Below are 6797 nucleotides of genomic sequence, written 5' to 3'. Positions count from 1 at the left end.
TCCCCGACCCATTCCCCCATCACCACGAAAACGAGTCTGGCCCCGCCGCTCACGCGGCGGGGCCAGAACCCCAAGATCTTCATGAATCTTCTAGGGGTCGTTGCTAACGCCCGCGCTGTTGCCGAGCCGCCCGGCGGATCCGTACGAGCCTCAGGACATGCTGCCCCGGCACACCGTCCCCCGGGCCGGGGTGCGGCCCGTGCGGAGGTAGTGGTCGACCGTCTCCGTGACGCAGCGGTTCTGCGGATATGTGCCGTGGCCCTCCTCCTCGGCCGTCAGGAGGACGCCGACGCCGTCGCCCAGGGCGCGGGCCATGTGGCGGGCGCCGGGGTAGGGAGTGGTCGGGTCGCCGGTGCCGCCGACCACTAGGACGGGGGCAGCGCCGTCGGCGTTCACCTGGAGCGTGGCGCGCTCGCCGTCGAACGGCCAGTCGTAGCAGAGGTAGACGCCGGTGGACCAGGCCGCGCCGAAGATGGGTGAGGCGGCTTTGATGCGGGCCTCGTCCCGGTCGAGGCGTTCGAAGCCGGGGCGCAGGCTGGAGTCCGCGCAGGTGATCGCGGTCTGGGCGGCGCGGCTGTTGTCGCGCGGGGTCGCAGCGCGGTCGGCGGAGCCGATGTCGTCCGCGCCCTTGCTCAGCGGACGGCCGTCGTTGTGGTCGATCAGCGCGGTGAGGGCCTTGGCGAGCGGCGCCCAGCCGTCCGTGCCGAGGTCGAGATGGTCGCTGACGGCGTACGCGAAGTCGTCGGCGTCGAGGTTCCTTCCGGCGCCGGCCGGGGCGGGCTTCTTCTTCAGGCGGTCGGCCAGGCGCGCCATGCGCCGCGCGGCCTCCTCGGGCCCGTCGCCGGTCGGGCAGTGGCGGATACGGGCCGCGCAATGCGCGGCGAACCGGTCGAACGCCGCCTGGACCGCCTTGACCTGCGACACCTGCTTCTCGTCGAGGTCCTCGGTCGGATCGACAGACGCTTCGAGGACCAGCCGTCCGACGTGCGACGGGTACAGGTGGGCGTAGACCGCGCCGAGCGCCGTTCCGTACGAGACGCCGAAGTAGTGCAGCCGCTCGTCGCCGAGGAGGTAGCGCATCAGGTCGAGGTCGCGCGCGGTGTGCGAGGTGCCGATGTACGGGAGGAGCGCCCCGGAGTGCTCGGCGCAGGCGTCGGCCCCGTCGTAGCCGGTGTCTTCCGCGGTCTTCCCGCATCGCACGGGGATGGTCGCGCCGACGCCGCGCGGGTCGAAGGAGACCAGGTCGTAGCGGTCGAGGAGCGGCTCGTACTGGTTGAGGAGTTCGGGCAGTCCGCTCACGCCGGACACGCCGGGGCCGCCGAAGTTGAGGACGAGCGAGCCGATGCGCCGGGCGTTCGGGCCGGTGGCCTTGCGGCGGATCAAGGAGACGTCGATCGTCCTGCCGTCCGGTTTCCGGTAGTCGAGGGGGGCCTTCATGGTGGCGCAGTCGTAGCCCGTGCGCGCGGTGGGCGGCGAGGTGCAGCTGGACCAGTGGAGGTGCTGGCCGGTGGTGAGCGCGGTGGGCAGACCGGCGGGCGGGTTGTCCGCGGTGAACTCCGTACGCGGCTCCGCACTCCGGCCGGGAGCGTCGTGCTGGAGCCAGGCGCCGACGACCCCGATCGCGGCGAGGACGGCCCCCGCGATGATGCGCGCGCCGACCGAGAGGCCCGGTCCATGGCTTTGTATCGGATGTGCGCCACTCATCGAAATCCCCGCGCTCCCGCCCCTGGACGCCCGCCCCGTGCCCGCATGCGCGTATCCGTGATCGTCCGATCGTCGAATGCGTGCAGGATACAAGCCGCCTCCGACAGCACGGCCGGACGCCCGGCGTGCGATGTCCGGGGTGCCTGGATGTCACCCGGCTCTCCCCTGTACGACGCCCGCTCAGGCGCCCTGAACGACAGCTCTGATCCACGTCTCGGCCGGGCCACCGGGCCCGGCCATGGGACAATCCCCATCTGCCCGCCCTTCCTGAGCACTGCCCTCGCTGCCCTCCAGGGTGCCGTAGAACAGGCTCGGCCCGTCGGGCATCCTGTGGGGTGGGCGGGCGAGACGGTAAGGGAGCTGTGGTGGACGAGCGCGCGCAGGATTCGCGTGAGGTGGAGACATCCGGGATGTCTCCTCAGCTGCGGCTGGATGCACTGCTGGAGGACCTGCAGCAGCAGGTAGCACAGGTGCGGGGGGCCCGGGACCGGGTGCACACCCTGCTGGACGCCGTATTGGCGGTCGGCTCCGACCTGGACCTGGAAGTGGTGCTGCGCCGGATCGTGGAGTCGGCGGTCTCGCTGGTCGACGCCCAGTACGGGGCACTCGGCGTGCTGGGCGAGGAAGGCACGATCAAGCAGTTCCTCACGGTCGGCATCGACGAGGAGACCGTCGCCCGGATCGGACACTACCCGCGCGGCGCGGGGATCCTCGGGCTGCTCATACGTCACCCGGAGCCGCTGCGCCTGGCGAACCTGGCCGAGCATCCCGCGTCCGTGGGCTTCCCGTCCGGGCACCCGCCGATGACCGGTTTCCTGGGCGCTCCTATCCGGGTCCGCGGGCAGGTGTTCGGCAACCTGTACCTGACCAACAAGCAGGGCGGCGCGGAGTTCGACGCCGATGACGAGGCGGTGCTGCGGACCCTGGCCGCGGCGGCCGGTGTGGCGATCGACAACGCCAGGCTGTATGAGGACGCACACCGCCGGCAGCGGTGGCTTGCGGCCAGCAACGAGCTCACCCGTAGCCTGCTGTCCGGTACGGAGCCCGCCGCGGTGCTGGAGTCCGTCACGGCCACCGTGCGGGAGATGGCCGGTGCGGACCTGGTCACCTTGGGGGTGCCGGTCGGGGACCGCGGCGAGTTGGTCATCGAGGCCGCCTCGGGAACGTCGGCCGAGGAGGTACGCGGGCTGGTGCTGCCCGCCGCGGCGCTGGCCGCGAAGGTCTTCACGTCCGGGGAGACGATCACCAGTGATGCCGTGAGTGCCGACCCGCGTGCCGAGGGTGGCAGCGCCTCGGTGGTGAAGCTGGGGCCGGCGTTCTTCGTACCGCTCGGCACCCGGGAGCACGTCCGCGGGGTGCTGCAGGTGGCCAACGTACCGGGCAGCTCTTTCTTCACCGACGCCGTGGTCGACATGGTCACCGGTTTCGGCAACCAGGCCGCGCTGGCCTTGGACGTCGCTGAGCACCGGCGGGACACGGAGCGCATGCTCGTGCTCAATGACCGCGACAGGATTGCTCGGGACCTGCATGACCTGGTCATCCAGCGGTTGTTCGCCGGCGCGCTGTCGCTGCAGTCCACGCTGGGCCGGGTGGCCGACCGGCCGCAGGTCGGCGAGCGGATCCAGCGGGTTGTGAACGACCTGGACGACACCATCAAGATCATCCGATCCACCATTTACGGCCTGCGCGAGCACGATCGGACCCGGCGCGGCAGCGGGCTGCGCGCCCAACTGGTGGCGGCCACCGAACGGGCCACCGAATCGCTCGGCTTTGCCCCGGCGCTGCGCATGACCGGGTTGCTGGACACGGCCGTGTCCGCCGAACAGACCGAGCAGTTGCTGGCCGTGCTCGGCGAAACCCTGTCCAACGCCGCCCGGCACGCGCACGCCACCACCGTCGACGTCAGCGTCGAGGTCACCGATGCCGCCCTGCAGCTGCGCGTGGCCGACAACGGCCGCGGGATCGACCCGGTGGTCACCCGCCGCAGCGGTCTGGCCAACCTCCGCAGGCGCGCGGAGGAGATGGGCGGCACATTCGGCCTGTCCTCGAACCAACCGAGTGGCACCGTTGTCGAGTGGGTCGTCCCGTCGGCTGTGTGACTTTTCCGTGGGGCACCGAACCGAGGATGCCCATGGTCCGTGCGGCGGATCCCGGCCGGGTGGGACAGCACGGTCCGGAGCTTGTGATGGCCAACTGCCGGCGCTTCGAGGTGCACTGGCAGGGCGTGTTCCGAAAGAGCGTCGTCCGCCCGTAGGGCGGGCCGGGGGGACTTTCGAAACACGCCCTGGCCGGTGGGCAAGCGGGTGGCGGCGGTGATGCCCGCCGCCGGAGCGATCAGGGATCCACCAGGAGAGGTGAAGCGGCCGGTTGCCGGACGATTCAGCCCTCGGCGTGGGCCAGCCACAGGTCAGGGCCGAAGACCTCGTAGCGGATCCGGCGCGCGGAGGTACCGGCCTGGAGGAGTTGGGTACGGACGGCGCGCATGAAGGGGAGTGAGCCGCACAGGTACACGTCAGCGTCAGCGGGCAGGTCCAGGCCTTCGAGGTCCATCAGGCCCTTACGAGAACCGGGTTCCTCCGTTGCGTCCTGTTCGTACCAGAACTCTGCCCGCGCATCGGGCAGTTGCTCCACAAGGCGGCGGGTGTCGGCACGCAGGACGTGGTCGGCCGGGGTCCGTTCGGCGTGCAGGAAATGGACCGGGCGGGTCGAGCCGGTGGCAGCGAGGTGTTCGAGCATGGCCACCATGGGGGTGCAGCCGATGCCGGCGGACACCAGTACCAGCGAGCTGTCGGCGTCGTCGAGGACCACATCACCGAACGGAGCCGACAGGGTGAGCTCATCGCCGGCCCTTACGGTGCGGTGCAGTTGGTTGGACACCTCACCCTCGGGAGCCTCGGCAACGCTCACCACCCGCTTGACGGTGATGCGCCGCAGCCCGTCGCCAGGGGCGTTGGACAGGCTGTACTGGCGGGTCTGGTGGATGCCGTCGGGCATGAGGACCTTGACGCTGACGTACTGGCCGGCGCGGGCCGGGGGCACGGGGCCGCCGTCGGCCGGGCGCAGCAGGAACGATGCCACGTCCGGGGTCTCCTCACGCCGCTCCACGACGGTCCATTGCCGCCACGGCTTGCGCGGGTCGACCTCCGCTTCCTGGTAGAGGCGAGCCTCCTGGGCTATGAGGGCGCCGGCCATCAGCCAGTACACCTCGTCCCATGCGGCCGCCACCTCCGGAGTGACGGCTTCGCCGAGCACGTCGCCGATGGCACGGAAGAGGTACCTGTGGACGATCGTGTACTGGTCCTCGGTGACGCCGAGCGCCGCATGCTTGTGGGCGATCCGCGCAAGCAGCGCGTCCGGGCGGGTGTCGGGGTCGGCCAGTAGCGCCTGGGCGAACGACGCGATGGACCCTGCCAGGGCGCGACGCTGCTCGCCGCTGGCCTGGTTGCCGCGGTTGAACAGCCCGTCCAGCAGCTCGGGCTGCTCGGCGAACATGCTGCTGTAGAAACGCGCCGTGATCTCGTCCAGCGCCCCTCCGACGGCGGGAAGGGTGGCGCGAATGACGGCGGCCGACTCGGGCGAAAGCATGGCTCTCCTTTGCAATGCGGGTATGCAGGGTGACGGCGCTCACCGTCACAGCCGGGGTCCGCCATGCGGATCCGGCCGGCACATCGAGCGTGCCGGTGGCGCCGTGGTCTCCAATAGGGCCGAACTTCCCTGAGGACAGGGCCTGTCAGGTCGACCCGGCGTGAGAACTGTCGCTGTCCTCAGGAGGCCGGTCGGCGCGCTCGATTCAGACCGGCCGGCCCATGGGAGGCGGCGTCGCGGGGCTGGACGGCGGAGCGGACACCGCTGAGGGTGTAGCCCAGCGCCGCGGCGGCCACGATCGCAAGCAGGGCGAGGCCGGCCGCATAGCTCCCGTACTCCCCGTACAGCGAGCCCATCACCAGCGGTGGCACGAAACCGCCCAGGCCGCCCGCGGCGCCGACCACGCCGGTGACCGAGCCGACCTTGTTCGCCGGGGTCCGCAGGGCCACCAGGGCGAAGGTCGCCCCGCTGCCCGCGCCGAGCGCGCCGGCCATGGCAAGGAACGCGATGGTGCCCACCGGGGCCAGCGACGGGGTGAACGACTGCACCACAGCCCCGGCGGCCACCACGGCCGGCGACGCGGCCAACACCCGCACAGGGCCCAGCCGGTCCGACAGCCAGCCACCGATCGAGCGCATCGCCACCGCCAGCAGGACGAACCCGGCCATGCGGTTCGCGGCGTCGGCCTGGGGCAGCCCGTAGCCGGTCTTGAGGTAGGTGGGCAGGTAGACAGAGAAGGCGATGTAGCCGCCGAAGGCCACCGCGTACAGCGCGGATGCCTGCCAGGTGATGCCCAGCCGGGCGGTGGCAGCCAGACGGCGGGCCAGCGGCTCGGTCGGCACCGTGCGTCCGGGCGCGTCGCGCAACAGGAGCGCCGCGACCACGGCGTACACGGTGAGCACCGCCGCGGTGATCAGGAACGGGGTCGCCATGCTGTGCGCGTCGACCAGCTTCACAGTGGTCAGGGCGCTGATCGCGGTGCCGCCCATGCCGGCGCCGAACACGCCGATGGCCAGACCCCGCCGCTGCGGCGGGAACCAGGCGTTCACGAAGGGCACCCCGACGGCGAAGGCGGTGCCGCCTATACCGAGGAAGAACCCGCCGACCAGCAGCGCGGTCAGCGAGGAGTGTCCGGCCACACCGAGGTAGAGGACCGGAACGATGGTGACCGCCGACACGACCGGGAACATCACCCGCCCGCCGAACCGGTCGGTCAGCGCGCCCACCGGGATACGGCCCAAAGAGCCGACCACCACCGGCACCGCCACCAGCAACGACTGCTGAAACGACGACAGCTCCAGGCTGTCCTTGAAGCGCGGGCCGAGCGGGCTCAGCAGCGCCCACGCCCAGAAGTTGACGGCAAAGCCGATGGTGGCCAGGGCCAGCATCAGCCATGCCCGGCCGGGCACCGGCGCGCCCGGGACCGGCCTCTCGCTTTCCGTCGTCGGCTGGACCATGACGTCCGTCACTTCCCTCTCACGTCAGGTCGGCGGCGCGGGGGCGAATGG

At 71.3% G+C, this 6797-nt stretch carries 4 protein-coding genes; 1 reads left to right on the top strand and 3 read right to left on the bottom strand.

The window, feature by feature from the left end:
• Positions 1–150 precede the first annotated feature (150 nt).
• Entirely contained in the window at positions 151–1704 is a 1554-nt protein-coding gene (locus ACNPQM_RS31485; protein ID WP_418086630.1) for an alpha/beta hydrolase, read from the bottom strand.
• A 410-nt stretch (positions 1705–2114) separates the two neighbouring features.
• Here ACNPQM_RS31485 and ACNPQM_RS31480 point away from each other — a divergent pair, with 410 nt between their 5' ends.
• Positions 2115–3803 (top strand): GAF domain-containing protein, encoded by a 1689-nt coding sequence (locus ACNPQM_RS31480; protein ID WP_418086634.1) that lies wholly within the window; start codon positions 2115–2117, stop codon positions 3801–3803.
• A gap of 280 nt (positions 3804–4083) precedes the next feature.
• Here ACNPQM_RS31480 and ACNPQM_RS31475 read toward each other — a convergent pair whose 3' ends face one another.
• Positions 4084–5289 (bottom strand): globin domain-containing protein, encoded by a 1206-nt coding sequence (locus ACNPQM_RS31475; RefSeq protein ID WP_418086629.1) that lies wholly within the window; start codon positions 5287–5289, stop codon positions 4084–4086.
• A gap of 179 nt (positions 5290–5468) precedes the next feature.
• The gene (locus tag ACNPQM_RS31470; RefSeq protein ID WP_418086633.1) at positions 5469–6746 is read right to left on the bottom strand and encodes a nitrate/nitrite transporter; all 1278 of its coding nucleotides are present in this window, start codon (positions 6744–6746) and stop codon (positions 5469–5471) included.
• Positions 6747–6797: the final 51 nt, after the last annotated feature.

It is taken from the genome of Streptomyces sp. NPDC056231 (genome assembly GCF_048270745.1).
In the GTDB taxonomy this organism is placed as follows: domain Bacteria; phylum Actinomycetota; class Actinomycetes; order Streptomycetales; family Streptomycetaceae; genus Streptomyces.
Note: the sequence above shows the minus strand (reverse complement) of the source record. Positions and strands in the feature narration are given on the sequence as shown.

Coding starts and splice junctions, on each gene's coding strand:
- ACNPQM_RS31485 (WP_418086630.1), bottom strand. CDS start 1,704: ATGAGTGGCGCACATCCGATACAAAGCCATGGACCGGGCCTCTCGGTC.
- ACNPQM_RS31480 (WP_418086634.1), top strand. CDS start 2,115: ATGTCTCCTCAGCTGCGGCTGGATGCACTGCTGGAGGACCTGCAGCAG.
- ACNPQM_RS31475 (WP_418086629.1), bottom strand. CDS start 5,289: ATGCTTTCGCCCGAGTCGGCCGCCGTCATTCGCGCCACCCTTCCCGCC.
- ACNPQM_RS31470 (WP_418086633.1), bottom strand. CDS start 6,746: ATGGTCCAGCCGACGACGGAAAGCGAGAGGCCGGTCCCGGGCGCGCCG.